Raw genomic sequence first — 26,203 nt, 5'->3', positions numbered from 1 at the left:
TGTTTTTCGGGAAAATCTGCTGGTTATCTTCTCAGCAGGGTTACTGGAGATATTGCGAACGCTGTGCCAACTTTTTAAAAGACAATAAATCTTTATAAATCAATAAGTTGTAAATTTTACATATTTTCGAAATCATGCAATTTGCATGACCCACGCATAAACGACATGCAAGTTGCAGTTTTTTGCAAAGTTCCTAACACGCTGAAATTATTGAAGCTTTTTTTGCGCGTCGAAAGCAAAAAAAATGCCCCGCATGGCGGGGCATCTCGTAACGCTTAAAGGCTCAATCAGGTACCGCTGCCAGGGCAACCCTTAGGTGCGTAATCGGCATTCACCGTTGAAGCGCAGCTCCAGACACCAGCAGCCGAGCCGGTGCCGGACGAACGAGTCAGAGTGATGGTTTTACCCAGCACCGGAGCCGGGGCGTTGGCCAAGGTGCACACGATGGTTCCTGCGCCAGTCGACGCCGTACCGGACGCTGCTACGGTGCCGCAGTTGGTGGTGGTATACGTGGCACTGCCTGCCACCAACAGCAACGTCGGATCAGTACCTTGATTGATGGTGTCTTCGAACGGCAGTTTAAGGGCGGTAATCTCCGCCAGCCCGGCAGTCACTTTCGCCCTTGCCTGGTACTTGGTGTATTGCGGCAAGGCAATGGTCGCCAGGATCCCGATGATCGCCACCACGATCAGCAGCTCGATCAGAGTGAAACCTTGTTGTTTTTTCATAGACACGCTCCATGCATGAGTCGGAATCTCATGATCTGAGATGGGCTCAGCATAGCCCATGCCAACCGTGTCATGCCCCGAATACTCGGGATGTGCGCGATGCAACGGTCTTTCCTACAACCGACAACCGCACTATCTGACACTTTTTGTCACCTGCACCTGACGTGTTTGGCGCTGTCACTTGACTAGGCTATAAGTCATGAACAGCAAGCGTGCGGAATCCCCATGAATGACATCGCTCTGAGCGGTCTGGCCAAGCAACTGGTCCAGGCCGAACTGCTCACGGAAAAAGCTGCCCAGCAGGCCTGGCAACAGGCGCAGCGCAATCGACTGTCGCTGGTGACCTACCTGGTGCAGAACAAACTGGTGAAGAGTTCACAGGTCGCCGAGATCGCTTCCGAGCATTTCGGCATGGCCTTCATGGACCTCAACTGCCTCGACAAGGAAACCCAGCCCAAGGGCCTGGTCAGCGAAAAACTGGTGCGCCAGCATCACGCCCTGCCCTTGTGGCGGCGTGGCAACAAGCTGTTCGTCGGGGTTTCCGACCCGAGCAATCATCAAGCAATCAACGACATTCAGTTCAGTACCGGCTTGAACACCGAAGCCATCCTGGTCGAAGACGACAAGCTCACTGATGCCATCGAGAAGTTCTTCGACACCCACACCAGCGGTCTGGAAGACATGGCCGACGTCGACCTCGACGGTGTGGATGTCGAGTCTGTCGACGACAGCCGCCAGGACGCCATCGGCGGACTCGATGCCGATGACGCGCCGGTGGTGCGTTTCGTCCACAAGATGCTGCTGGATGCGATCAAGAGTGGCTCATCCGACCTGCACTTCGAACCCTACGAAAAAAACTTTCGGGTGCGGGTGCGCACCGACGGCATCCTGCGTGAGGTCGCCAAACCGCCGATCCAGTTGGCCGGACGGATCGCTGCACGACTGAAGGTCATGGCCAGCCTCGACATCTCGGAACGGCGTAAACCCCAGGACGGGCGGATCAAGATGCGCCTGTCGAAAAGCAAGTCCATCGACTTCCGGGTCAACACCCTGCCGACCCTGTGGGGCGAAAAAGTGGTGATCCGGATCCTCGATCCGTCCAGCGCGCAGATCGGCATTGATGCACTGGGCTACGAACCGGCGCAGAAAGAGCTGTACATGGCCGCGCTCAAGCAACCGCAAGGGATGATTCTGGTGACCGGCCCGACCGGCTCGGGGAAAACCGTATCGCTGTACACCGGGCTGAATATTCTCAACACCGTCGACATCAACATTTCCACCGCCGAAGACCCGGTGGAAATCAACATGGAAGGCATCAATCAGGTCAACGTCAATCCGCGCCAGGGGCTGGATTTTGCCCAGGCGCTGCGCTCGTTTCTGCGTCAGGACCCGGACGTGATCATGGTCGGCGAGATACGCGACCTGGAAACTGCCGAGATCGCGATCAAGGCGGCGCAGACCGGCCACCTCGTATTGTCCACGCTGCACACCAACAGCGCCGCGGAAACCCTGACCCGTCTGCACAACATGGGCATCCCCGGTTTCAACATCGCCACGTCCGTCAGCCTGATCATCGCCCAGCGCCTGGCGCGCAAGCTATGCAGCCACTGCAAGAGAGCAATCGAGATTCCTCGCGAAACCTTGATCAAGGAAGGTTTCCCCCCGGAACAGATCGGCAGTTTCACGATCTATGAGCCGGTCGGTTGCGATCACTGCAACGGCGGCTACAAGGGGCGCGTGGGGATTTATGAAGTGGTGAAAAACACTGCCGAGCTGCAACGGCTGATCATGGCCGAAGGCAACTCGCTGGAAATCGACAGCCAGATGCGTCGCGACGGTTTCGACGATCTGCGCACCTCGGGCCTGCACAAGGCTATGCAAGGCATCACCAGCCTGGAAGAAATCAACCGGGTCACCAAGGACTGAACATGGCGGTCAAGGCAGCGAAAATCAGCATCTACGCCTGGGAAGGCACGGACCGCAAAGGCAGCAAGGTTACTGGCGAACTGAGCGGGCAGAACCCCGCGCTGATCAAGGCCCAACTGCGCAAGCAAGGAATCAATCCCGGCAAGGTGCGCAAGAAATCCGCCTCGCTGTTGAGTTTCGGCAAACGCATCAAGGCGCAGGATATCGCCCTGTTCACGCGGCAGATGGCGACCATGATGAAAGCCGGCGTACCGCTGCTGCAGTCGTTCGACATCATTGGCGAAGGCTTCGACAACCCGGCGATGCGCAAACTGATTGACGAGGTGAAGCAGGAAGTGGCCGCCGGTAACAGTTTCGCCACCGCCCTGCGCAAGAAGCCGCAGTATTTCGACGAGTTGTATTGCAATCTGGTGGATGCCGGCGAGCAATCCGGCGCCCTCGACACGTTGCTGGAGCGCGTCGCGACGTACAAGGAAAAAAGCGAAGCGCTCAAGGCCAAGATCAAGAAAGCCATGACCTATCCGACGGCGGTGGTAATGGTGGCAATGGTCGTCACCGGGATTTTGCTGGTGAAGGTGGTGCCACAGTTTCAGGCGGTGTTTTCCGGCTTCGGCGCGGAGCTGCCGGCGTTCACGCTGATGGTGATCAGCCTCTCCGAATTCCTTCAGCAATGGTGGTGGGCGGTGCTCGGCGCACTGATCGCGGTGTTTTTTGGTACCCGTCACGCACTCAAGACATCCCAGGCATTGCGTGATCGCAAAGACGCCTGGCTGCTGAAACTGCCGCTGGTGGGCACCCTGATGTACAAGTCGGCGGTGGCGCGATTCGCTCGTACCCTGTCGACCACTTTCGCCGCGGGCGTGCCGCTGGTCGAAGCCCTCGATTCAGTGGCGGGGGCCACCGGTAACGTGGTGTTCAAGCGTGCGGTATTGCGCATTCGTCAGGACGTTTCCACCGGCATGCAGCTGAATTTTTCCATGCGCAGCACCGGGGTGTTCCCCAACATGGCGGTGCAGATGACGGCCATCGGCGAGGAGTCCGGTGCGCTGGATGACATGCTCGACAAGGTCGCCGGTTTTTATGAGGGCGAAGTGGATAACATGGTCGACAACCTCACCAGCCTGATGGAGCCGTTCATCATGGTGGTGCTGGGGGTCATCGTCGGCGGCCTGGTCGTGGCCATGTACCTGCCGATCTTCCAACTCGGCTCAGCGATCTGACATGCCTATCGACGAACTTTTCAGGCTGTATCCGCTGGCTTTTGTGGGCACCGCACTGCTGCTGGGGCTGGTGGTCGGCAGTTTTCTCAACGTGCTGGTCTGGCGTCTGCCGAAAATGCTCGAACGCGATTGGCGCCAGCAGGCGCAGGATGTTCTCGGCCTGCCGAGCGACACCCCACTGCCGACCTACAACCTGATGCTGCCGCACTCCGAGTGTCCGCACTGCGGCCACCGGATTCGCGCGTGGGAAAACATTCCGCTGCTCAGCTATCTGTTCCTGCGCGGGCGCTGTTCTGCGTGTGCCGCGCCGATCAGCAAACGCTATCCCCTGACTGAACTGGCCTGCGGCCTGCTCTCGGCATTCGTCGCCTGGCATCTGGGGTTTGGCTGGCCGGCTGCGCTGTTGATCGTCCTCACCTGGGGACTGCTGGCGATGAGTCTTATCGACACCGAACATCAACTGCTGCCCGATGTGCTGGTGCTGCCGTTGTTATGGCTGGGGTTGATCGTCAACAGCTTCGGAGTGTTCGTCCCGCTGCACGCGGCGTTATGGGGCGCGGTGGCCGGTTACATGGCGTTGTGGTCGGTGTTCTGGCTGTTCAAGTTGCTGACCGGCAAGGACGGCATCGGCCATGGCGATTTCAAATTATTGGCGCTGCTCGGCGCCTGGGGTGGCTGGCAGATTTTGCCGCTGACGATCCTGTTGTCATCGCTGGTCGGCGCAGTGCTCGGAGTCATTCTGCTGCGCCTGCGAGAGCAGAAAACCTCGACGCCGATCCCCTTTGGCCCGTATCTGGCAATTGCCGGCTGGATTGCCTTGCTCTGGGGTGGTCAAATAACCGACTTCTATTGGCAGTTTGTCGGTTTGAAATGAATACCCCTGTGGAAAAACCCTGGATTCTCGGCCTGACCGGCGGCATCGGCAGCGGCAAAAGCGCCGCAGCCCAGCACTTCATCGACCTCGGGATCCATGTGGTCGACGCCGATCACGCCGCGCGCTGGGTGGTCGAGCCTGGCCGTCCGGCGCTGGCAAAGATTGCCGAACACTTCGGCCCGCAGGTATTGCAGGCCGACGGTACGCTGAACCGCGCCGCCCTGCGCCAACTGATCTTTGAAGTGCCGGAGCAACGCCGCTGGCTCGAAGCCCTGTTGCATCCGCTGATCGCCGAAGAAATCGCCGAGCATCTGGCGCAGGCAACATCGCCTTATGCGATTCTGGTGTCGCCGCTGCTGATCGAATCCGGGCAATACACCATGACCCAGCGCATTCTGGTGATCGACGTCCCGCAACCACTGCAGATCGAACGCACCTTGCAGCGTGACCAGATCAGCGAACAGCAGGTTCAGGCGATCCTCAAGGCTCAGTCGAGCCGCGAAGACCGCGTGAGCCGCGCCGACGATGTAATCGTCAACGACCGCGACCTCGCCTGTCTGCACAGCGAAGTCGAGCGCCTGCACCACTTTTACCTGACTTTATCCGGAGGCCAGTCATGAGCCAGACCCCAACCGTAGATTGCCCGACTTGCGGCGCCCCCGTCGAATTCACGCCCGAGAATAAATTCCGTCCGTTCTGCTCCGATCGCTGCAAGCTGATCGACCTCGGCGCCTGGGCGTCGGAAGAGCACAAGATTCCGGTCGCGCCGGATGCCGAAGACGAACTGTTCTCCGGCGATTTCGACCCGCGTCACTGATCGTTATCAGGGCCGCATGAAGCCGTAGTCCTGATTGTCGTCGAGGTTTTCCGCCAGAAAGCGCAACTCGTCGGCCAGGTCTTCGGCATTACGCACCGTCTTGCTCTGTTGCACCACCGCGCTGAGCAAGGCGCGCAGGCTCAGGCCCGGATCGAAGCCGACCTCCTGCGCCATCTCCAGACTCTGCCGCGTTTCCTGCCTCGCCCACTCGTACACACTCATGTCGCTGCTCCTGAAGGGATTTGGCCGAGCATGAAATGCCCCGTGCGGGACGGATTTGATATGGATCAAGACTTGGGATCGTCGTCCTTCCACGGCGCCGAAAGGTAGCGAGTGCGGTTGAACGTCTCCAGCCACTCCGGGCTGAACACCACCAGCGCGCTGATCACCATGCCGTTGATGAACGCTTCGGGGAAGATCAGCAGCCACAGGTAGCCGATGAAGTCCTCCAGCCATTCGGGCATGGCGAAGAGGCCGTCGTACCAGAGCAGGGCAAGGCTCATCAGCAGACACAACAACGCCGACAACGCCGCGGCGAAGAATCCGGAACAGAAGATATACACAAACGGATTACGCGGCTGGGCGCGCTCGACAACAATGGCCACGCCCTCGGTGATCAACACCGGCAACAGGATCAGCAGCGTACCGTTGACCCCGACCGCCGCCAGGTCCTGCCGCCCGAGCAGCACCAGACCGAGCTGCGCCAACAGTCCGCCGACAATCGCCAGCGGCCAATCGAGCAACAGCGTCACGGCGGTCATGCCGATAAAGTGGTAAGAGACCCCGGTATCGAAATCCCGGCGCACCATCCACAACAGAAACAGGGCGAACACGGTGCCGAACAGCAGATGCTGACGGCGACTGTCAGTGAACAGTTCGACCCACGACGCACGGCAGATCGCCCAAACCAGCACCGGCAGATAAATCAGCCAGCCGAGTGTCAGGCTCATCGAGGACAGCAGTTCTGCACCGATCATCAGTCCCTTACCTTTTCCGAGAAAACTCCCACATCCCCTGTAGGAGCTGCCGCAGGCTGCGATCTTCAAGATCAAAAGATCGCAGCCTTCGGCAGCTCCTACAAGAGCATTGCAGCTTGCGCCGATTCAATGCTTTCAGCTTGTCGCATTTGAACGCTAAGCTTGGGCTTATGGATGACTCAGATTACTTACGCCTGCTGACCATTGCGGCCGAGCAAGCCAACGCGTTCCTGTCCAATGCCCGCAAATGGGAGCGTGAGCGTTGGGTCTGCCAGCGCCTGCTGCAAGGCTTGAACATCCCCTACCGCGCCGACGAGTTCGCCCCCGCCGGTGAGCCGCCGGACGTGTTGTTTCGCGATGCCAATTTTGAAGTGTTCTTCGTCCTCGACGAAGGGCGCCGGCTCAACGACGAATGGCGCGATGAATTGCAGCGGCGGCGCAGCGCATTTTCTCTCAGCCAATTGGTGCGCCGTGAAGCCAAACCACGGCGGATTCCGGCCAACGAATTCCTGCTGCGCCTGGCGCCGACCCTGCGCAAGAAGGCGCACAACTACAAGGAACGCGGCATGGATCTGGGCGAACTGGACATCATCGCCTTCGCCAGCCTCAAGCGCGAAGTACTGGACCTCAACAGCCACTTTCCGCCACCCACAGAATATCTGCGCCAGGGTTGGCGTTCGCTGTCGCTGGTCGGCCCGACGTTCGCCCGGGTGCTGTTCGCCCACCCCGATGCGCCAGATTTTCTGCGCAGCAATCTGGGCCGCAGCATCGTCTTCGACGTCGGGATCAGCTTGTGACGCCGCTGCAGCAGTTGATCGCCGACGTCCCGCAAACCGGTCGGGTGCGCTGGATCGGCGTGCGCCCGGAGTCCCGTGGGCCGATGCTCGAACTCGATGCGGTCGAGGCACGGCTTGAGGCCGGGCTGACCGGCGATCATGCCCGCCCCGGCGTGCGGAATGCGCGGCAGGTCACGCTGATTCAGTTCGAACATCTGGCGGTCATCAGTGTATTGATGGGGCGGCCTGCCGATCAACCGGTACGACCCGAAGATCTGCGGCGCAATCTGGTGATCAGCGGCATCAACCTGTTCAGTCTCAAAGGGCGGCGCTTTCGCATTGGTCAGGCGATATTCGAAACCACCGGCTGGTGTCAGCCCTGTGCGCGCCTGCAGAACAACCTCGGCCTCGGCACCTTTCAAGCGGTGCGCGGGCATGGCGGAATCACCGCGCGGGTGTTACAAAGCGGGATCATCCGCCTCGACGACGGGGTTTCGGTCGAGCCGGTTCCGGCCACTGGCTATGCTGCATTCAACCCGGGATAAAAACCGCTGTAGCGTCTCCACCTTCAGCAACGTCTACCTGACGAGGCCTTTATGACCAGCCGCCTGAAACCCGAAGACCAGAAGCATGTCGAAGAGTACCTGCAGTTGTCCCAACACCGAGTCGAGCGCCGGCCTTTCCGGCCGTGGATGCTCCTGGTGCTGGTGGTTGCAGTGACCGTTGGTCTGGGCCTGCTGAGCCGACTTATCAGTTACCTGACGCTATGAGCTGCCTTGCGCTCGCTCGGGTAACCACACCGATTTCCTTTAAAAACCTTGCGAGTTATCCCTATGTCCCATCGTATTGTTATTGTCGGCGGCGGCGCCGGCGGTCTGGAGCTGGCTACCCGTCTGGGTAAGACTCTGGGCAAGCGCGGCACGGCCAGTGTGATGCTGGTCGACGCGAACCTGACGCACATCTGGAAACCGCTGCTGCACGAAGTGGCCGCCGGATCGCTGAACTCTTCCGAAGACGAACTCAACTATGTTGCCCAGGCCAAATGGAACCACTTCGAGTTCCAGCTGGGGCGCATGAGCGGGCTCGATCGCGCACAGAAGAAAATCCAGTTGGCGGCCACCTACGACGAGAACGGCGTCGAACTGCTCCCGGCCCGCGAGGTGGCGTACGACACGCTGGTGATCAGCGTCGGCAGCACCACCAATGACTTTGGCACCCAGGGCGCAGCGCAGCACTGCCTGTTCCTCGACACCCGTAAACAGGCCGAGCGCTTCCATCAGCAACTCCTCAACCACTACCTGCGCGCCCATGCAGGGCAGACTGACGCGATCGAGCAGATCAGCGTGGCCATCGTCGGTGCCGGCGCCACCGGCGTCGAACTGGCGGCAGAACTGCACAATGCCGCGCATGAACTGGCGGCGTATGGCCTGGACCGGATCAAACCGGAAAACATGCACATCACCCTGATCGAAGCCGGGCCACGGGTGCTGCCGGCCCTGCCCGAGCGCATCAGCGGCCCGGTGCACAAGACTCTGGAAAAACTCGGGGTCAATGTGATGACCAACGCGGCGGTCAGCGAAGTCACGGCCGACAGCCTGATCACCGCCGATGGCAATGTGATCAAGGCCAGCCTGAAGGTCTGGGCGGCGGGTATTCGTGCGCCGGGCTTCCTCAAGGACATCGACGGCCTGGAAACCAACCGCATCAACCAGCTGCAAGTGCTACCGACGCTGCAAACCACCCGCGACGAAAACATCTTCGCCTTCGGCGACTGCGCCGCATGCCCGCAACCGGGTTCGGATCGTAACGTGCCGCCGCGCGCGCAGGCCGCGCATCAACAGGCGTCGCTGCTGGCCAAGTCGCTGAAACTGCGCATCGAAGGCAAGACCCTGCCGGAATACAAATACACCGATTACGGCTCGCTGATTTCGCTGTCGCGTTTCTCGGCTGTGGGTAACTTGATGGGCAACCTGACCGGCAGCGTGATGCTGGAAGGCTGGCTGGCGCGGATGTTCTATGTGTCGCTGTACCGCATGCACCAGATGGCGCTGTACGGGCCGTTTCGCACGGCGATGCTGATGCTGGGCAGCAAGATCGGGCGCGGCACCGAGCCACGCCTGAAGCTGCACTGAAACCAAAACCTGTGGGAGCAGATTTGCTCCCACATTGTTTTGTGCAGATGAACGCAATCAATGTAGGAGTGAGCCTGCTCGCGATAGCGATGGTTCAGTCATTAATTAGGTGAAGGACGGACCGCCATCGCGAGCAGGCTCACTCCTACAACAGGTTGCTGTTTCAGAGCTGGAAGCGTCGCACCATGCCTTGCAGCGCGTTGGCCAGTTGCGACAGTTCGTGGCTCGAGGCGCTGGTCTGATCGGCCCCCGCTGCCGAACGCACCGACAGGTCGCGAATGTTCACCAGATTGCGATCCACCTCCCGCGCCACTTGCGCCTGTTCTTCGGCGGCGCTGGCGATCACCAGATTGCGCTCATGAATCTCATGCACCGAAGCGGTGATGGTTTCCAGCGCCTCCCCGGCACGTTCGGCCAGTGCCAGGGTGGTCGTGGCCCGCGCAGCGCTCGCCTGCATCGACTCCAGCGCCAGACTTGAACCACTGCGCATGCCCTGCACCATCTGCTCGATCTCCTGAGTCGATTGCTGGGTGCGATAGGCCAGTGCCCGCACTTCATCGGCGACCACCGCAAAACCTCGTCCGCTCTCCCCTGCGCGCGCCGCTTCAATGGCGGCATTGAGCGCCAGCAGGTTGGTCTGCTCGGCAATCGCGCGGATCACGTCGAGCACCTTGCCAATGTCCTGCGACTGGTTCGCCAGTGACTGCACCAGTTCACCGGTGTGCTGCACGTCGCTGGCCAGCGCATTGATGGCCGAGGCGGTGTCACTGACCCGTGCCTGCCCCAGTTGCGCCGACTCGCTGGATTGCCGGGTGGCGTCGGAGGTCGACACGGCATTGCGCGCGACTTCCTCAACCGCCGTGGTCATCTCGTTGACCGCCGTGGCGGCCTGTTCGATTTCATTATTCTGCTGCTGCAGGCCTTGAGTACTGTCGAGTGTCACCGCGTTGAGCTGATCGGCCGCAGTCGCCAATTGCGTGGCCGAGCCGCTGATGCCTTGCAGGGTTTCCCGCAGGTTCTGCTGCATCGCCGCCAGCGCCTTGAGCAGCCGGCTGACTTCATCGTTGCCCTGGGTTTCGATGGGCCGGGTCAGATCGCCGCTGGCGACGCTTTCAGCAGCGCTGACGGCGGTACTCAGCGGGCGGACGATGCTGCGGGTGAGCAACATCGCCAGCGCCACCGTGGCCAGCGCCGCCAGCGCGATAAACAGACTGACGATGGTGCGCGAGGTGGCGTAATGCTCGGCAGAGTTCTGGCTTTCGGCAGCCACCAGTTTGGTGAACAGGTCCGCCAGATCGGTAAGCTGCTTGCCGGAGCCGTCGACCACGGTTTTCATATCCACCAGCAACAGTTTGGTCAGCTCGTCGCGCTTGCCTTGCTCGGCAAGCACGAAGGATTGGGCGATACCGCTTCGGTAAGCAGCGAAGGTTTTCTTGAACTGGTCATAGATCTGCTGCCCTTCGGCGGTGATGACCAGTTTGTCGTAGGTGGCGATTTTCTCGCTCAGCTCTTTATCGCGAGTGTCCATCTGGCTGCGATAGGTCGCGACGTTCTTCGGATCCGGGTCGAGGGCCATGCGCAGGGAGATCGTGCGAATCCGCAGCATCAGCTCGCGAATCTCGTCGCCACCGCGAATGCTCGGCAGCCACTGGTTCTCTACAGCCACCTCACTGTCACGGATGCTCGACATCTGCCCCAAGGCAAATACGCCAAGCAACGCCACCAATACCGCGATCAGGGCAAAGCCCAGTGCGGCTCGTGGAGCAATATTCAACTGACGAAGCACCATGACGAACGCCCTTATTCTTATATTGGCCGGATTGAGGGCGAACAGCGGCAGCCCCCTCTTTGTTAGCGGGCTATCGGCATGTTGTACGACGACTTGAAGGAATTGTCTTTCGCGAGGACAAAAAAAATCCCCGTATCTTTCGATACGAGGATTTTCAATATGGTCGGGGTAAGGGGATTCGAACTCCTGACATCCTGCTCCCAAAGCAGGCGCGCTACCGGACTGCGCTATACCCCGGTAAAAAAAAGGCGACCTTTAAAAGATCGCCTTCTTCGATCAGCGCTTTTGGCCTCTGATCTTAAGATTCGATCCCAGTGTTACCTGGTTTCAAAAATGGTGGGTCGTGTGGGATTCGAACCTACGACCAATTGGTTAAAAGCCAACTGCTCTACCAACTGAGCTAACGACCCAAAAATGGTCGGGGTAAGGGGATTCGAACTCCTGACATCCTGCTCCCAAAGCAGGCGCGCTACCGGACTGCGCTATACCCCGGTTTGAAATTGGCTCCGTGACCAGGACTCGAACCTGGGACCCAATGATTAACAGTCATTTGCTCTACCGACTGAGCTATCACGGAACTACATATTTCAATTTACAACGGTGAAACTTGCAGCTTCTCGACACCCTTTCGCATCGCTGCGTTCGTGTGTCTGAGGCGCGCTATTCTACAACCTAGAACACCTCTGTCAACCCCCTAAATTGCTTTCAAGTTAATGATTTGCAACTTATTTCAGTTTTCAACCCGGTGGGTTGAAACGCTGCCGGTGACTGACTGCGGGGCGCACTTTACAAGCCTTTTCCTTTGAGTTCAACAGCCTAACGAAAAAAAAGGCCCTACGATGTAGGGCCTTCCAGTTTTCATTGGCGCCTGGACTCAGTTGAAAACGATTTCGTCGTTCTCCACCTTGCCGGTCGCCGTGTCGCCTGGCATGAAGTGACCCGAGAGGATCAACTGTGCCAACGGGTTTTCGATCCAGCGCTGAATCGCCCGCTTCAAAGGACGTGCGCCATACACCGGGTCGTAACCAACGGCGATCAACTTGTCCATCGCCTCCGGGCTGAGTTCCAGCTTCAGCTCGCGCTCGGCCAGACGACTGCGCAGACGACCCAGCTGGATCTCGGTAATGCCGGCGATCTGATCCCGCGCCAATGGCTCGAAGATCACCACTTCGTCGACCCGGTTGATGAACTCGGGACGGAAGTGACTGGTCAGCGCGTCCATGACCGCTGCACGCTGCGCCTCACGGTCACCCACCAGTTCCTGGATCTGCGACGAACCGAGGTTCGACGTCATGACGATCACGGTATTACGGAAATCCACGGTACGCCCGTGACTGTCGGTCAGACGCCCATCTTCCAACACCTGCAGCAGGATGTTGAACACGTCCGGATGCGCTTTCTCCACCTCATCCAGCAGGATCACCGAGTAAGGCTTGCGGCGCACCGCTTCGGTCAGGTAACCGCCCTCCTCGTAACCGACGTAGCCCGGTGGTGCACCGATCAGGCGTGCCACGGAATGTTTCTCCATAAACTCGGACATGTCGATCCGCACCATCGCCTCTTCGGTATCGAAGAGGAATTCGGCCAGCGCCTTGCACAGCTCGGTTTTACCCACACCAGTCGGGCCGAGGAACATGAACGAACCGCTTGGACGATTCGGGTCGGACAAACCGGCGCGCGAACGCCGTACCGCGTTGGCCACAGCGACCACCGCCTCTTCCTGACCGATCACCCGTTTGTGCAACAGGCTTTCCATCTTCATCAGCTTGTCGCGCTCGCCTTCGAGCATTTTCGACACCGGAATACCGGTCCACTTCGATACGACTTCGGCGATTTCCTCTTCGGTGACCTTGCTGCGCAGCAACTGGTTTTCGCTCTCGCCGTGCTGGTCGACCATTTGCAGGCTGCGTTCCAGATCCGGGATCACCCCGTACTGCAATTCGGCCATGCGATTGAGGTCGCCTTTGCGGCGTGCGGCTTCCAGTTCCTGCCGCGACTGCTCGATCTTCAACTGAATCTGCGCAGAACCCTGTACCTCGGCTTTTTCCGAGTTCCAGATTTCTTCCAGATCCGAGTATTCACGCTCGTGACGCTCGATTTCTTCCTGGAGTTTCTCCAGACGTTTTTTCGCCGCATCGTCGCTTTCTTTTTTCAGTGCCTGGGATTCCACTTTCAACTGAATCAGGCGGCGCTCCAAACGATCCAGCACTTCCGGTTTGGAGTCGATTTCCATGCGGATGCGGCTGGCGGCCTCGTCGATCAGGTCGATGGCCTTGTCCGGCAACTGCCGGTCAGTGATGTAGCGATGACTGAGCTTGGCCGCAGCGATGATCGCGCCGTCGGTAATCGCCACTTTATGGTGAACCTCGTAACGCTCCTTGAGGCCACGCAAGATGGCGATGGTGTCTTCTTCGCTCGGCTCGTCCACCAGGACTTTCTGGAAGCGCCGCTCGAGGGCCGCGTCCTTCTCAATATATTGGCGGTACTCGTTGAGCGTGGTCGCGCCAACGCAATGCAACTCGCCGCGCGCCAGTGCCGGCTTGAGCATGTTGCCGGCGTCCATCGAACCTTCACCCTTACCGGCGCCGACCATGGTGTGCAGTTCGTCGATGAACAGAATGATCTGTCCTTCCTGCTTCGACAGCTCGTTGAGCAGCGCTTTCAAGCGTTCTTCGAACTCACCGCGATACTTGGCACCGGCAATCAGCGCGCCCATGTCCAGCGACAGCAGACGTTTGCCCTTGAGCCCGTCCGGCACTTCGCCGTTGATGATGCGCTGCGCCAGACCTTCGGCAATCGCGGTTTTACCCACGCCAGGCTCACCGATCAGTACCGGGTTGTTCTTGGTGCGGCGCTGCAGGACCTGAATGGTGCGGCGAATTTCGTCGTCACGACCGATCACCGGGTCGAGCTTGCCGTCTTCAGCGCGCTTGGTCAGGTCGACGGTGTACTTGTCCAAAGCCTGACGCGACTCTTCGTGGTTGGCGTCATTCACCGCCTCGCCACCGCGTAGGTTGTTGATCGCGTTTTCCAGGGCCTTCTTGCTCACGCCTTGGCCGAGCAGCAATTTGCCGAGTTTGCTGTTCTCGTCCATCGCGGCGAGCAGCACCAGTTCGCTGGAAATGAACTGGTCACCCTTTTGCTGAGCCAGACGATCCGCCTGATTGAGCAGACGCGCCAGGTCCTGCGACATGTTGACGTCGCCGGTCGGGTTCTGGATTTTCGGTAATTGGTCGAGCTCTTTGGTCAGCTCTTTGCGCAGGCTGTTGACGTCAAAGCCCACTTGCATCAACAGGGGTTTGATCGAACCACCCTGTTGCTCAAGCATGGCTTGCATCAAGTGCGCCGGCTCGATGGCCGGATGATCGTGGCCGACGGCCAGGGATTGGGCGTCGGACAACGCCAACTGTAATTTGCTGGTTAAACGGTCTATACGCATGGGTCACCTTCCTTTTGAGCAGGCCGGACCTGAAAACCATCCTGAATAAAGAAACCTGCCAGATACCACTGTAGATGTGGTCGATTCTGGGAGATTCAAGCGTCGGAGAGTTGATACAAGTCAGACAAGTCTAGCGGGTGAGCCAAACAAGGGAGGCAAAGCGACCGGTGCGCGAGGCACGGCGATAGGAGAAGAAGCGTGAATCGGTCACGGTGCAAAAACCGCCGCCATACACGGCGGTAACACCGCGTTCGGCCAAACGCAGACGCGCCAGCTTATAGATGTCGGCCATGAACTTGCCGGCATTGTGGCTCGGCACAAACGCAGACGCCGCTTCAGGGAGTTGATTGACGAAAACTTCCCGCACTTCCGGTCCGACTTCAAAGGCTGTCGGGCCGATGGCCGGGCCGAGCCAGACCAGCACGTCCTGTGCCGGGACATCCAGTGTGTCGAGTGTTGCTTCCAGCACACCCGCAGCCAACCCACGCCAGCCGGCATGAGCCGCTGCAACGCGAGTCCCGGCGCGATCACAGAACAATGCCGGCAAACAGTCTGCCGTCATCGCCGCGCAGGCAATGCCCGGCGTTGCCGTCCAGCTGGCGTCCGCCGTCGCGACGACGGCAGGATCAGCATGGGCCACGGCAATCCCGTGCACTTGCTGCAACCAGGCAGGCTTTATAGAGAAGTGATCGGTAAGGCGCCGACGGTTCTCGGCAACCGCCTCGGGGCGATCCTCGACGTGATCGCCCAGATTGAGGCTGTCGAACGGCGCCTCGCTGACGCCACCCTCGCGGGTGGTGACACAGGCCTTGACGCTGGCCGGCGCAGGCCAGTCCGGCGTCAGCCAGTTCATCCGACGAATGCCTCGCGATCCTGCTTGAGCAGGGTCAGCAGCCAGACGAAATCCTCCGGCAGCGGCGATTCCCAGCTCATGCGTTCACCGGTGGTCGGATGATCCAGCTCGAGGAAACGCGCATGCAGGGCCTGACGCGGGAAGTGCTTGAGCGACTCGACCATGGTCGGGTTCGCCGCCGGCGGAATGCGGAAACGCCCGCCGTACGCCGGATCGCCGACCAACGGGAAGTTGATGTGCGACATGTGCACGCGGATCTGGTGCGTACGACCGGTTTCCAGTTTTACCCGCACGTGGGTGTGCGAACGGAAACGCTCCAGCACGCGGTAGTGACTGACGGCCGGCTTGCCGCCTTCCATCACGGCCATGCGCTGGCGTTGCTGGCCGTGGCGGCCGATCGGGGCGTTGATCTTGCCACCGGCGGTGACCACGCCGATCACGATGCACTCGTAGATCCGGCTGACGCTGCGGCTTTGCAACTGGGCAACCAGCTTGGTCTGCGCCTGAATAGTCTTGGCCACCACCATCAGACCGGTGGTGTCCTTGTCCAGACGATGCACGATACCGGCGCGCGGGACATTGATGATGTCCGGCACATGGTGCAGCAAGGCGTTGAGCAAGGTGCCATCGGCATGGCCGGCAGCCGGGTGCACCACCAGGCCCGCAGGCTTGTTGATCACCAGGATGTCGTCGTCTTCATAGACGATGTCGAGCTCGATGTCCTGGGCGATCCATTCGCCCTGGGCTTCCTGCTCGGCAGTCAGCTCAAGGATGGCCCCGCCATGCACGATGTCGCGCGGACGGATGACCGCCCCGTCCACAGTCAGGCGACCTTCTTTGATCCAGGCGGAAAGGCGCGAGCGTGAGTGCTCAGCGAAGAGTTGGGCGGCGACTTGATCGAGGCGTTGGCCGCCCAAATCGGACGGCACCTCTGCGCGAAGTTCAATTTTATCGGACATGCTCTGACTGGCGTCGGCACAGCCTTTGGTTTCGGCTGCGCGCTTGTGGTTAAATACGGCGTCTTTTGCCCCGAGGCTTTTCAACGGGGCGCTCATCATAACAGGACGGCCCCGCCCAAGACAGCGGCCGTCATAGGGACGCAAGCCGCCATGCAAGTGAAACACCTGCTGCTGATCGCCATCCTCGCATTGACCGCTGCTTGCTCATCGAAGGAAGTCGTCGACGAAAACCTGAGCGAAGCCGAGCTGTACCAGCAGGCTCAGACCGACCTGGACAACAACAGCTACACCAGCGCCACGGCCAAGCTGAAGGCTCTGGAATCGCGCTATCCGTTCGGTCGCTACGCGGATCAGGCACAGCTTGAACTGATTTATGCCAACTATAAAAACTCCGAGCCGGAAGCTGCCAAGTCCGCCGCCGAGCGTTTTATCCGTTTGCATCCACAGCACCCGAACGTGGACTACGCCTACTACCTCAAGGGCCTGACCTCGTTCGACCAGGACGTCGGCCTGCTGGCGCGCTTCCTGCCGCTGGACATGACCAAGCGTGACCCTGGCGCTGCGCGCGATTCGTACAACGAGTTCGCCCAGCTGACCAGCCGCTACCCGAACAGCCGCTACGCGCCGGACGCCAAGCAGCGCATGATCTACCTGCGCAACCTGCTGGCTGCCTACGAAATCCACGTGGCCGACTACTACCTGACCCGTCAGGCCTACGTAGCGGCCGCCAACCGTGGCCGTTACGTGGTGGAAAACTTCCAGGAAACCCCATCGGTCGGCGACGGCCTGGCAGTGATGACCGAGGCTTACCAGCGTCTGCACCTGGACGACCTGGCCGCCACCAGCCTGGAAACCCTGAAGCTCAACTACCCGAACCATCCGAGCCTGCAGGACGGTCAGTTCGTGCCGTCGGTTGCCGAGTCCGACAACCGTTCGTTCCTGAGCAAGGCCACCCTGGGCCTGATCGAATCGCGTCCACCGCTGCCGCCGGGCGAAACCCGCGCCAACCAGGACGTGCAGAAGCAGTTCCAGGACGCCAAAGACGCGATCCCGAACGAGCTCAAGCCGAAAGACGAGAATGGCGACGTGATCGAACAGCCGGAGCCTGAATCCAGCAATTCCGACCGCTCGATCTTCAGCTACCTGACCTTTGGTCTGTTCGACTGAGTAGCGCAGCAACACGAAAAAGGGAGATCTTCGGATCTCCCTTTTTCATTGCCGCTCGTTAATGGGCTGTGCGCCCGTCGGCTGCTTGGCTAAACTGCCGGATCATCATTCGAAAAGCCGCCCATCATGCTCCGTTTACTGTTCTGGATTGCCCTGATTTTTGCTGCGGTATGGCTGTGGCGCAAATTCAAGGCACCCGCCTCGTCTGCCCAGGCTCCCCGCGAACAAAACGCCGCACCGATGGTGCGTTGCGCCCATTGCGGCGTGCACCTGCCGCGCGATCGGGCGCTGAACCTTCAGCAACAGTGGTATTGCAGCCAGGCTCACCTTGAGCAAGGCCCGGGTTCCAGTGATCGCTGAGGCCGACAACGCCGACAGCAAACAGGCGCAGCGCCTGCTGCGTCTTTATCATCTTTACCGTTTAAGCGTCGGCATCACGCTGGTGCTGCTGATTTCCAGCAACATGGACAACCGCCTGCTGACCTCGGCCGATGACGATCTGCTGCGCAGCGGCAGCTGGCTGTATCTGGTGCTGAACATACTGCTGGTGGTGTTTCTGGAAAACACCCGGCGCCCGGCGCAGCTGTTCAGCCTCGCTTTGCTGGACGTCCTGTTGCTGTGCGCAGTGTTCTACGCGGCGGGTGGAGTCGCCAGCGCCATCGGCAACCTGCTGATTGTCTCGGTGGCGATCAGCAACACCCTGCTGCGCCGACGCATCGGCCTGCTGATTGCTGCCATTGGCGCACTGGGCATTGTCGGTTCGAGCTTCCTGCTGAATTTCAGCCACCCGCTGAGCGCCAATGATTATCTGCAGGCCGGCACCCTCGGCGCCTTGTGCTTTGCCGCCTCGTTACTGGTGCAGGGTCTGGTCCGGCGCCTGGAGGTCAGTGAGCACCTCGCCGAACAACGCGCCAGCGAAGTCGTCAGCCTCGAAGCGCTCAACGCGCTGATTCTGCAACGCATGCGCACCGGCATCCTGGTGCTCGACGAGCAGCGTCGGGTGCAACTGGCCAATCACAGCGCGAAAAGCCTGTTGGCCGAGGCGCAGCTTGAGGGGCACCTGATTGACGAATATTCCTGGCCGCTGGTCGATCGCCTGCAGTTGTGGCTGAACAATCCGACCCTACGCCCGCAAAGCCTGAAGATTCCCGGTAATGGCCTGGAGCTGCAACCGAACTTCATCGCCCTCAAACAAAGTCCCAACCAGCAAACCCTGGTGTTTCTCGAAGACCTGGCGCAAGTCGCGCAGCAAGCCCAGCAACTCAAACTGGCCGCGCTGGGCCGACTGACCGCCGGCATATCCCACGAAATCCGCAATCCGCTGGGCGCCATCAGCCACGCCGCGCAGCTATTGGCCGAGTCCGAGGAACTCGCTGGCGCCGATCGGCGTCTGACGCAGATCATTCAAGACCACTCCCAGCGCATGAACCGAGTCATCGAAAACGTCCTGCAACTGTCGCGTCGCCAGCAGAGTGCGCCGCAACGACTGGACCTCAAGCCGTGGCTGGAGCAGTTCGTTGCCGACTGCCGCGAACAGGCCGCTGAGCGCCAATCGATTCATTTGCGCATCAATTCCGGGGACTTCATCACCCTGATGGACCCCGACCAGCTCGCGCAAATTCTCGATAACCTGGTACGCAACGGCTGGCGTCACAGCGCGCTGCTGCATGACCCGGCCGAAGTCTGGCTGGCGCTGTTCGTCGATCCCGACAGCCAGCTGGCGGTGCTCGAAGTCCATGACAACGGCCCCGGCGTGCCGCTGGATCAGCAAGCGCATCTGTTCGAACCGTTCTTCACCACCAGCAGCCAGGGCACCGGCCTTGGGCTTTATCTGTCCCGTGAGCTGTGCGAAAGCAACCAGGCGCGCCTAGACTTCAAACCACGCCAAGGCGGCGGCTGCTTTCGCATCACCTTTGCTCACGGACGGAAACAAAGTTGAACACGAGCCCACGGCAAAAAATCCTCATCGTCGACGACGAACCGGATATCCGCGAACTCCTGGAAATCACCCTCGGGCGGATGAAACTCGACACTTTCAGCGCGCGCAATCTCGGCGAAGCCCAGGCACTGTTGCAACGCAATGCGTTCGACCTGTGCCTGACCGACATGCGCCTGCCGGACGGCACCGGGCTGGAGCTGGTGCATCACATCCAGCAACGTTATCCACAACTGCCGGTGGCCATGATCACCGCGTACGGCAGCCTGGAAACCGCGATCAACGCGCTGAAGGCCGGGGCGTTCGACTTCCTCACCAAACCGGTTGACCTCACCCGCCTGCGCGAACTGGTCAACAGCGCGCTGCGCATGCCTGCCGCCGGCGCCAGCGTCGCCTCGATCGACCGACGCCTGCTGGGTGACTCACCACCGATGCGCACGCTGCGCAAACAAATCGACAAGCTTGCGCGCAGTCAGGCACCGGTCTATATCAGCGGCGAATCCGGCAGTGGCAAAGAGCTGGTCGCGCGGCTGATCCACGAACAGGGGCCGCGCGTCCATCAGCCATTCGTGCCGGTCAACTGCGGGGCGATTCCCTCGGAATTGGTGGAAAGCGAGTTTTTCGGCCATCGCAAAGGCAGCTTTACCGGTGCGATTGACGACAAACCGGGGCTGTTTCAGGCGGCGCACGGCGGCACCCTGTTTCTCGATGAAGTGGCCGACCTGCCGCTGTCGATGCAAGTCAAACTGCTGCGGGCGATTCAGGAGAAAGCCGTGCGCAGTGTCGGCGGCCAGCAGGAAACCGTGGTCGATGTGCGCATCCTGTGCGCCACGCACAAAGACCTCGAAGCGGAAGTCGCCGCCGGACGCTTTCGTCAGGACCTGTATTACCGCTTGAACGTGATCGAACTGCGGGTGCCATCGCTGCGCGAACGCCGCGACGACATCGAAGCGCTGGCCGCGCATGTGCTCCAGCGTCTGGCCAGCGGCAGTGGCCAAGTGGCTGCGCGACTGCATCCGCAGGCGCTGGAAGCACTCAAGGGCTACCGCTTTCCAGGCAATGTGCGGGAACTGGAGAACGTCCTTGAACGCGCGCACACGCTGTGCGAAAACCAGGTGATCGAGGCCGAGGATCTGCGCTTGAGCGAAGGAAGCTGTGCGGTCGAGGGCGGCATTGCCGACCTGACGCAGATCGACAACCTTGAGGATTATCTGGAGAACGTCGAACGCAAACTGATTTTGCAGGCGCTGGAGGAAACCCGCTGGAATCGCACGGCGGCGGCGCAGCGGTTGAGTCTGTCGTTTCGCTCGATGCGCTACCGGCTGAAGAAGCTCGGTCTGGATTGAGGGCCGCTTCGCGAGCAAGCCCGCTCCCACAGTATCCGTGGCGTACACAAAATTCATGCAAACCACAAAACCCTGTGGGAGCGGGCTTGCCCGCGAAAGCAATCTGTCAGGCGAAACAAAATTAGCTGACTAGATACGCCCCTCAGGCGCATACGGCGCCGGATCAATAATCGGCGCACGCCCCAACATCACATCGGCAAACAACTGACACGACGCCGGCGCCAGCACCAGGCCGTTGCGGTAATGCCCGCAGTTCAGCCACAGCCCTTCAAACCCCGGCACCCGCCCGATATACGGAATCCCTTCCGGCGACCCCGGGCGCAAACCCGCCCAATGTCCTACTACTTCGGCCTGCGCCAGCGCCGGCAGCAGCTCGATCGCGGAAGCCTTGAGGCTTTCCAGCGCGACATCGGTCGGGGTCTTGTCGAAGCCTTCATGCTCCAGGGTGCTGCCGATCAGGATGTGCCCGTCGCGCCGCGGAATCGCATAACGCCCGTTGGCCAGCACCATGCTCGGCAGGAAATCCGCCGCACACTTGTAAAGAATCATCTGGCCTTTGACCGGCTCCACCGGCAGCGCAAGATCCAGGGTCTTGAGCAGCTCACCGCTCCATGCCCCCGCCGTCAGCACCACCTGATCACCCTTGATCACACCCTGCGACGTCTCGACGCCAACAACCCGCTCCCCTTCGCGAACAAACCCACTGACTTCACACTGCTCGTGCAGCGTCACGTTCGGCAAGGCCAGCAAGGCCGCTTTCAGCGATTTCACCAGTCGCGGGTTTCTGACGTTGGCCACATCGGCCATGTAGATCGCCCGGGAAAATCCGCCGCCGAGTACCGGCACCGCGTCATGGGCCGCCGAGATATCCACAGCGCGCAGCGGACGGTTCTCCCTCGCAGCCCAGGCCAATGCTTCGGCTTCATCATCCAGATCCAGCCAGTACAGGCCGGTGGTGTGAACCTCGGGATCAACCCCGGTATCGGCAAACAGGCGCTCGCCCAGCTGTGGATAAAAATCCTGCGACCAGTGCGCCAGCGCGGTGACCGCCGGGCTGTAGCGCCACGGGTACAGCGGCGAAACGATGCCGCCACCGGCCCAGGACGATTCCTGGCCGACATTCGAGCGATCCAGCAGCACCACACTGCGCACTTCGGAGGCGAGGTTGTAGGCGGTCAGCAGGCCAATCACCCCGCCACCGACAATCACCACTTGCTGTTGCCTGGTCATGTTTGATCCAACCGTAAAAGACAGGAGGCGCAAAAGGCGCCGGAAAGAAAGTACCTCAGCGGCCCCAGCAATCCTTGGTGGTCAGCCCGGTGGTCGCGTTGTTCATGCTTCTGACGCCGGTGTTGCTCAGGGTGAAGTCACCGCACTTGTCGCTGGCCATGGCGGTGCCGGCCTTGCGGGTGGCGGTCAGCAGGAAGGTCTGGTCGGCTATGGTCGGGGTGATGGTGTAGAAATCATTGCCCGTGCTCAACCCGGTAATGCCGGTGTAGACGTTGTTTTTGGTGTAGAAGCGCTCGAGGCTCTGCGCCTGTTCCGAGAGCAGCGAAACCACCTCGGCGCGCCGGCCCTTTTTCAGGTACTCGGTGTAGCTCGGTGCGGCGATGGTGATGATGATCCCGATGATCGCAATCACGATCATGATTTCGATCAGGGTGAAGCCCCGGTTGAATCTGCGCATGCCTCAAACTCTCGCTTACTGTATTTGTCGCCACATGATACGACGGCTGCCACCGCCGGATTTTTCCACCAGCGTGGTGACGGTACCACTGGAATCGTTGACGATCTTGCGCGTTGCGCCGTTGACGATGGCGTTCAGGGTCGGAATGCCGCCGGTGAACACCACGCCACTGGAAATCGTGTCGTTGCTGTCGACCACACCATCGGCGTTGGTATCGAGCACCGCGTAGTTGAGCATCTTACCGCTGAACGCATCGAGTTCGACCAGTTTGCCTGTACCGAAACTGGCACACGGGTCGGTGGTGTCGACACTGGCAGTGGTAAACACGATACGCCCCAGCACCAGGCTGGCCTGATTGATCACCCGCTCGCCGGTCAGCACGTTGTTGTACACCAGTGGCAGGTACCAGCCCTTCTCCCCCGGATAAGTCGTGTCGTTCTGACTGGTGGTGATGAACTGCCCGCTGCTGCCGGAGAACACCCCGGTCACCGCCTGCGCCTGCAGGCTGCTGACGGTCAGCTGTCCGGAACCGCCGTCGGCGTCCCACACCGAATAAAACGCCTGCAGATCCTTGTTGGTCTTGTCGGCGGTCTCGTTGAATTTGCCGGTGCCGACAAAGATCTGTTTGCCGCCCAGCGAGTTGTCCGCCAGCAATGGCTGCGCGGTGATTGGCTGGGTCGCTCCGCCCGCCGTGGTGAACAACGGCTTGCCGGAAAACGCCACGCCCCAGCTATCGGTCGAGGTCGCGCTGAGGTCGAACTTCCACAGACGCCCTTTCAGATCGCCGCCATAAGCGGCCTGCACCACGTTCGAAGAGTTGACCTTGAGCTTCACCGACGACAGGCCATTGGTGGTTTCGCTGCTGTCGATCACGATTTTCCTGATCAGCGAACCGTCGCGCACATCCAGCACATACAAAGCCGCCACACCCGAGTTGCTGCCATAACCATTGGCGATGAACGCCGCCCAGCGACCATCGGCCAAGCGTGCCACTTCCGGCCGGGCATAGGCGTAACCCAGATCATTAAAAACGTTGGCGGTATTGGCCGTGGCGGGCGCGCTGACTTCCCACAAAGCACTCACCACATTGCCAGCTGACGCGTCGAACAGCTGCAATGCATAAAAGGTTTTGCCGCCGGCACCGGTGCCGCCAATGGCCAGGGCTTTCCAGGCGCTATTGATTTGCGCGTCGTACACGCCGACCTGTCCGTCCACCAGAAACTTGTGGCTGACGCCGTTGACGTACGCAGGGTCGGCAATCAGTCGCAGCGACGGCAGCACGCTGGACGGCATGTAGGCGTAGCGCCGGGTGCCGTTGGCCGAGTTGATCACGTTGACGAAACCATCGTTGGCATTCACCACCAGGCTCGAATTCATGTTCGCCGCCTTGGTGGTCAGGTACGAGGTGTAAGTGCTGTCGCCGGAGAGATCGGAGGCGGTTTTGTCGCTGGGAGAAGCCAGTGCCAGCGGCGAGTTGATGATGTCACCAAGCAATACGCTGCGCACCTTCAACCCGCTCTTGTTGGTGCCCTTGCTCCACTCCACCAGGTCGCTGCCGCTGATACCGCTGGGCAGCCCCTGACTAAGCGTGCTCTGTTGGGCGGCGGAAAAATTGCCGTAAGCCAGGGTGACGGCGGCGTTGCTGGTGGTGTTCCACGATTGATAGGTCGGTGCGGTCGCACCCGGAACAATGGTGGTGTCGGTGCTCCACAAGGCCGCCGAGGTGTTCACTGCACCGGCTGCGGTGAAGCCGAACGATTTGATCGTCCCGCGCCAGTCTTTGGGGTCATAGCTGGTCTGAAAATAACTGGTGCCACTGGCCAGCGTGGTGCCGCTGGTGACACCGCTGCCGCCGGAGCCGGCCTTGGAAGTGATGTCGCTCAACGCTGAGGACAGCGCAGCGTTGAGGCCGGTACTGTCGGTGGCCTGGTAATAGCGACCCTGACCGTACGCGGCGGCGTCCGAAAGCATGTCGTTGTCGGCAGTGAAACCCACGGTGTAGGTGTTCATGTTCTGCTTGGGAAAATCCACCGCGTTCCAGCTTTTGCCGGCGGCGTCGGTCCCCGTCGAGCGCATGTCGATGTCGAAGGCGAATTTGGCGATGTCGTCCAGGTACAGCGTGTCGCCTTCGCTGTCGCCATTGAGGTTATCGCCGTCATTGTTGATGCCGTCCCAGTTCGGCAGACGACTGCCGCCCAACGGGTCGTTGGTCGGGAATGTGCGGTCGTAGGTCGGCAGGCCGTCGGTGATTACCACACCGTAGTTCTTCTGGCAGCGGTACTGGATCGGGCTGGTGTAGGTGGCCGGCGTGCTGTTGTAGTACGGCGCAATGCCGCGCATGTAGCGGGTGATTTCGTAATAGGTTTCCGCCAGCGGCGTGTTGGCTACGGCGCTCAAACCGTTGATCGATGAAATCAGCGCATTGTAGTTGGCGTCGGCCTGCGCCTGGGTCACGCTGCCGGAAACCGGTGACAGGTCGCTGATGGTTCGCGCGATATAACCGCCATTGCCGGGGTTGTTGCTGGTGGCCGGATTGAACGTCGACAGCCCCATGCGCAAGTTACGGTTGCTGGTGACCAGCGCGGTGGACACGTTGCGCGCCACGTTGATCCGGTAGTCATTGGGAATCGCCCCGGTGGTGAAATCGCGTGTGCCGTTGTTGAGCGCCAGCCCGACCAGATAGGCGATGTAATCCCCGGTGTAGCGGGTGTTGCCGCCGCCCACCGGGTCCGGCAGTTTCAGGCACAGCGGCGCGACGCTGTTGTTGTAGAAGGCGAAGGCGCCGCCGGAACAGCCAGAGGTCGGCAGACTCGAGAGGAATATCGAATCGCCAATTATCTGCGGCGCATTCAACGCCGAGCATAGCCCGAGAAACGCATTGCACTGCCGGGCCGGTGTGCGTGCGACGTCCGGATCGAAGCCTGCCGCGTAAATGATGCTGTTCATACTGCCGGAATCGTCGATCAGCAGCATCACGTTGGGCGGCACCGCCGCCGCGCTCAACAGCGGCGAATCGGACGGAGTGAACGCATAGGCCGGCGCCGCCAGATACAGGCTCAGCAGCATGCCGGCCAACAGTGTCCGGCAGCGTTCAATACTTCGCATAAACACTCTCCACCACGCTACGCGAGGTACCGGCGATGCCGACCGCGGTGACCCGATACAGCGTCGCCGAGGTATTGCTCGGCACGTTCACTGCCGTCAGGGTGGTACCGATGTTTTGCACACCATAGAAGCCATTGCCGGCGGCGATCCACGTTACCCCCGAGGTCGAATTGAACCCCGCCGCGCTGACCACCGACGACTCTGCCGGCGGCGCACATTGCGTGGTGCTGGCACACACCGCCAGTGAATAACTGTCGAGCTGCACCGCACTCTCGCCGATACGCAGCGCCGCTTCGGCGGTCTGAAACGACTGATTGCGCAGGCTGACACTGCCGGCCATTTTTTCCTGCAGGTTGGCGCTCTGCATCGACGACAGGCCCACAAGTGTCAGCAGCAACAGGAACACCAGACTGACCAGCAGCACCATGCCGCGCTGGGTGTGCCGCTGATGCAAGGAAATTTTCATCGACCC

The 26,203-nt window shown here is 60.4% G+C and carries 24 protein-coding genes, 4 tRNA genes and 1 pseudogene; 13 read left to right on the top strand and 16 right to left on the bottom strand.

What is annotated here, in order from left to right; genetic code table 11:
* Window positions 1–287: 287 nt before the first annotated feature.
* A complete protein-coding gene (locus ACXR0M_RS21320; RefSeq protein WP_458833723.1) occupies window positions 288–728 on the bottom strand; it encodes a pilin in 441 nt (146 codons plus the stop codon).
* Between the two features lie 225 nt (window positions 729–953).
* On the opposite strand from ACXR0M_RS21320, the gene pilB reads away from it, so the two are divergent.
* From pilB to yacG, 5 genes are read left to right on the top strand one after another with little or no spacing between them, the layout of a single operon-like run.
* A complete protein-coding gene (pilB, locus tag ACXR0M_RS21315) occupies window positions 954–2,654 on the top strand; it encodes a type IV-A pilus assembly ATPase PilB (RefSeq protein WP_458833722.1) in 1,701 nt (566 codons plus the stop codon).
* Window positions 2,655–2,656: 2 nt separating this feature from the next.
* Window positions 2,657–3,874, top strand: a complete 1,218-nt coding sequence (locus ACXR0M_RS21310; protein ID WP_458833721.1) for a type II secretion system F family protein — start codon at window positions 2,657–2,659, stop codon at window positions 3,872–3,874.
* A gap of 1 nt (window position 3,875) precedes the next feature.
* Window positions 3,876–4,748, top strand: coding sequence for a prepilin peptidase (locus ACXR0M_RS21305; protein ID WP_458833720.1), 873 nt, complete (start codon window positions 3,876–3,878; stop codon window positions 4,746–4,748).
* Window positions 4,745–5,368 carry a dephospho-CoA kinase gene (coaE, locus tag ACXR0M_RS21300; RefSeq protein ID WP_458833719.1) on the top strand — a complete coding sequence of 208 codons (624 nt, stop codon included), beginning with the start codon at window positions 4,745–4,747 and terminating at the stop codon, window positions 5,366–5,368. Before ACXR0M_RS21305 ends, coaE begins: the two co-directional genes overlap by 4 nt.
* Window positions 5,365–5,565, top strand: a complete 201-nt coding sequence (yacG, locus tag ACXR0M_RS21295; RefSeq protein ID WP_340134723.1) for a DNA gyrase inhibitor YacG — start codon at window positions 5,365–5,367, stop codon at window positions 5,563–5,565. Before coaE ends, yacG begins: the two co-directional genes overlap by 4 nt.
* Before the next feature lie 6 nt (window positions 5,566–5,571).
* Here yacG and ACXR0M_RS21290 read toward each other — a convergent pair whose 3' ends face one another.
* Together ACXR0M_RS21290 and ACXR0M_RS21285 are read right to left on the bottom strand one after the other, a co-directional pair.
* On the bottom strand, window positions 5,572–5,787 hold the full coding sequence (locus tag ACXR0M_RS21290; protein WP_458833718.1) for a hypothetical protein: 216 nt from the start codon (window positions 5,785–5,787) through the stop codon (window positions 5,572–5,574).
* A 65-nt stretch (window positions 5,788–5,852) separates the two neighbouring features.
* On the bottom strand, window positions 5,853–6,542 hold the full coding sequence (locus ACXR0M_RS21285) for an energy-coupling factor ABC transporter permease (protein WP_458833717.1): 690 nt from the start codon (window positions 6,540–6,542) through the stop codon (window positions 5,853–5,855).
* Window positions 6,543–6,712: 170 nt separating this feature from the next.
* On the opposite strand from ACXR0M_RS21285, the gene ACXR0M_RS21280 reads away from it, so the two are divergent.
* The 4 genes from ACXR0M_RS21280 to ACXR0M_RS21265 all read left to right on the top strand — a co-directional run bounded on the left by ACXR0M_RS21280 (window position 6,713) and on the right by ACXR0M_RS21265 (window position 9,450).
* Entirely contained in the window at window positions 6,713–7,339 is a 627-nt protein-coding gene (locus ACXR0M_RS21280; protein WP_003228301.1) for a DUF1780 domain-containing protein, read from the top strand.
* Window positions 7,336–7,863, top strand: coding sequence for an MOSC domain-containing protein (locus ACXR0M_RS21275; protein ID WP_458833716.1), 528 nt, complete (start codon window positions 7,336–7,338; stop codon window positions 7,861–7,863). Before ACXR0M_RS21280 ends, ACXR0M_RS21275 begins: the two co-directional genes overlap by 4 nt.
* Window positions 7,864–7,914: 51 nt before the next feature.
* The gene (locus tag ACXR0M_RS21270) at window positions 7,915–8,088 is read left to right on the top strand and encodes a DUF3094 family protein (protein WP_458833715.1); all 174 of its coding nucleotides are present in this window, start codon (window positions 7,915–7,917) and stop codon (window positions 8,086–8,088) included.
* A gap of 63 nt (window positions 8,089–8,151) precedes the next feature.
* Entirely contained in the window at window positions 8,152–9,450 is a 1,299-nt protein-coding gene (locus ACXR0M_RS21265; RefSeq protein WP_458833714.1) for an NAD(P)/FAD-dependent oxidoreductase, read from the top strand.
* Window positions 9,451–9,613: 163 nt separating this feature from the next.
* Here ACXR0M_RS21265 and ACXR0M_RS21260 read toward each other — a convergent pair whose 3' ends face one another.
* The 9 genes and pseudogenes from ACXR0M_RS21260 to rluD all read right to left on the bottom strand — a co-directional run bounded on the left by ACXR0M_RS21260 (window position 9,614) and on the right by rluD (window position 16,490).
* Complete coding sequence (locus tag ACXR0M_RS21260) at window positions 9,614–10,477, bottom strand: methyl-accepting chemotaxis protein (RefSeq protein WP_458833755.1); 864 nt, start codon at window positions 10,475–10,477, stop codon at window positions 9,614–9,616.
* Window positions 10,469–11,239 (bottom strand): annotated as a pseudogene (locus ACXR0M_RS21255) (MCP four helix bundle domain-containing protein); the annotation flags it as partial. The pseudogene ACXR0M_RS21255 and the gene ACXR0M_RS21260, both read right to left, overlap by 9 nt.
* Window positions 11,240–11,399: 160 nt before the next feature.
* Window positions 11,400–11,476, bottom strand: a tRNA-Pro gene (locus ACXR0M_RS21250).
* Window positions 11,477–11,573: 97 nt separating this feature from the next.
* Window positions 11,574–11,649 (bottom strand) — tRNA-Lys (locus ACXR0M_RS21245).
* A gap of 5 nt (window positions 11,650–11,654) precedes the next feature.
* Window positions 11,655–11,731 (bottom strand) — tRNA-Pro (locus ACXR0M_RS21240).
* A gap of 9 nt (window positions 11,732–11,740) precedes the next feature.
* Window positions 11,741–11,816, bottom strand: a tRNA-Asn gene (locus ACXR0M_RS21235).
* A 297-nt stretch (window positions 11,817–12,113) separates the two neighbouring features.
* Entirely contained in the window at window positions 12,114–14,678 is a 2,565-nt protein-coding gene (gene clpB / locus ACXR0M_RS21230; protein ID WP_458833713.1) for an ATP-dependent chaperone ClpB, read from the bottom strand.
* Window positions 14,679–14,808: 130 nt separating this feature from the next.
* Window positions 14,809–15,531 carry a peptidoglycan editing factor PgeF gene (gene pgeF / locus ACXR0M_RS21225; RefSeq protein ID WP_458833712.1) on the bottom strand — a complete coding sequence of 241 codons (723 nt, stop codon included), beginning with the start codon at window positions 15,529–15,531 and terminating at the stop codon, window positions 14,809–14,811.
* Entirely contained in the window at window positions 15,528–16,490 is a 963-nt protein-coding gene (rluD, locus tag ACXR0M_RS21220) for a 23S rRNA pseudouridine(1911/1915/1917) synthase RluD (protein ID WP_007963852.1), read from the bottom strand. Before rluD ends, pgeF begins: the two co-directional genes overlap by 4 nt.
* A 150-nt stretch (window positions 16,491–16,640) precedes the next feature.
* Here rluD and ACXR0M_RS21215 point away from each other — a divergent pair, with 150 nt between their 5' ends.
* The 4 genes from ACXR0M_RS21215 (at window position 16,641) to ACXR0M_RS21200 (ending at window position 20,939) form a co-directional block, all read left to right on the top strand.
* A complete protein-coding gene (locus tag ACXR0M_RS21215) occupies window positions 16,641–17,657 on the top strand; it encodes an outer membrane protein assembly factor BamD (RefSeq protein WP_458833711.1) in 1,017 nt (338 codons plus the stop codon).
* Window positions 17,658–17,783: 126 nt separating this feature from the next.
* Window positions 17,784–18,017: a PP0621 family protein gene (locus ACXR0M_RS21210; RefSeq protein WP_458833710.1), complete on the top strand. Its 234-nt coding sequence runs from the start codon at window positions 17,784–17,786 to the stop codon at window positions 18,015–18,017.
* Window positions 18,007–19,596 carry a sensor histidine kinase gene (locus tag ACXR0M_RS21205; RefSeq protein ID WP_458833754.1) on the top strand — a complete coding sequence of 530 codons (1,590 nt, stop codon included), beginning with the start codon at window positions 18,007–18,009 and terminating at the stop codon, window positions 19,594–19,596. The genes ACXR0M_RS21210 and ACXR0M_RS21205 overlap by 11 nt, the downstream gene beginning before the upstream one ends.
* Window positions 19,593–20,939, top strand: coding sequence for a sigma-54-dependent transcriptional regulator (locus ACXR0M_RS21200; RefSeq protein ID WP_458833709.1), 1,347 nt, complete (start codon window positions 19,593–19,595; stop codon window positions 20,937–20,939). Before ACXR0M_RS21205 ends, ACXR0M_RS21200 begins: the two co-directional genes overlap by 4 nt.
* Window positions 20,940–21,068: 129 nt before the next feature.
* Here ACXR0M_RS21200 and thiO read toward each other — a convergent pair whose 3' ends face one another.
* Genes thiO through ACXR0M_RS21180 form a run of 4 tightly spaced genes read right to left on the bottom strand, consistent with a single transcriptional unit; the run spans window position 21,069 to window position 26,197 of the window.
* Window positions 21,069–22,169 carry a glycine oxidase ThiO gene (gene thiO, locus ACXR0M_RS21195; RefSeq protein ID WP_458833708.1) on the bottom strand — a complete coding sequence of 367 codons (1,101 nt, stop codon included), beginning with the start codon at window positions 22,167–22,169 and terminating at the stop codon, window positions 21,069–21,071.
* A 55-nt stretch (window positions 22,170–22,224) separates the two neighbouring features.
* Window positions 22,225–22,626, bottom strand: coding sequence for a type IV pilin protein (locus ACXR0M_RS21190; protein WP_458833707.1), 402 nt, complete (start codon window positions 22,624–22,626; stop codon window positions 22,225–22,227).
* A gap of 15 nt (window positions 22,627–22,641) precedes the next feature.
* The gene (locus tag ACXR0M_RS21185; RefSeq protein WP_458833706.1) at window positions 22,642–25,731 is read right to left on the bottom strand and encodes a pilus assembly protein; all 3,090 of its coding nucleotides are present in this window, start codon (window positions 25,729–25,731) and stop codon (window positions 22,642–22,644) included.
* Window positions 25,718–26,197 (bottom strand): pilus assembly PilX family protein, encoded by a 480-nt coding sequence (locus tag ACXR0M_RS21180; protein ID WP_458833705.1) that lies wholly within the window; start codon window positions 26,195–26,197, stop codon window positions 25,718–25,720. Before ACXR0M_RS21180 ends, ACXR0M_RS21185 begins: the two co-directional genes overlap by 14 nt.
* Window positions 26,198–26,203 lie beyond the last annotated feature (6 nt).

It is taken from the genome of Pseudomonas sp. Eth.TT006, from assembly GCF_054456575.1.
Note: the sequence above shows the minus strand (reverse complement) of the source record. Positions and strands in the feature narration are given on the sequence as shown.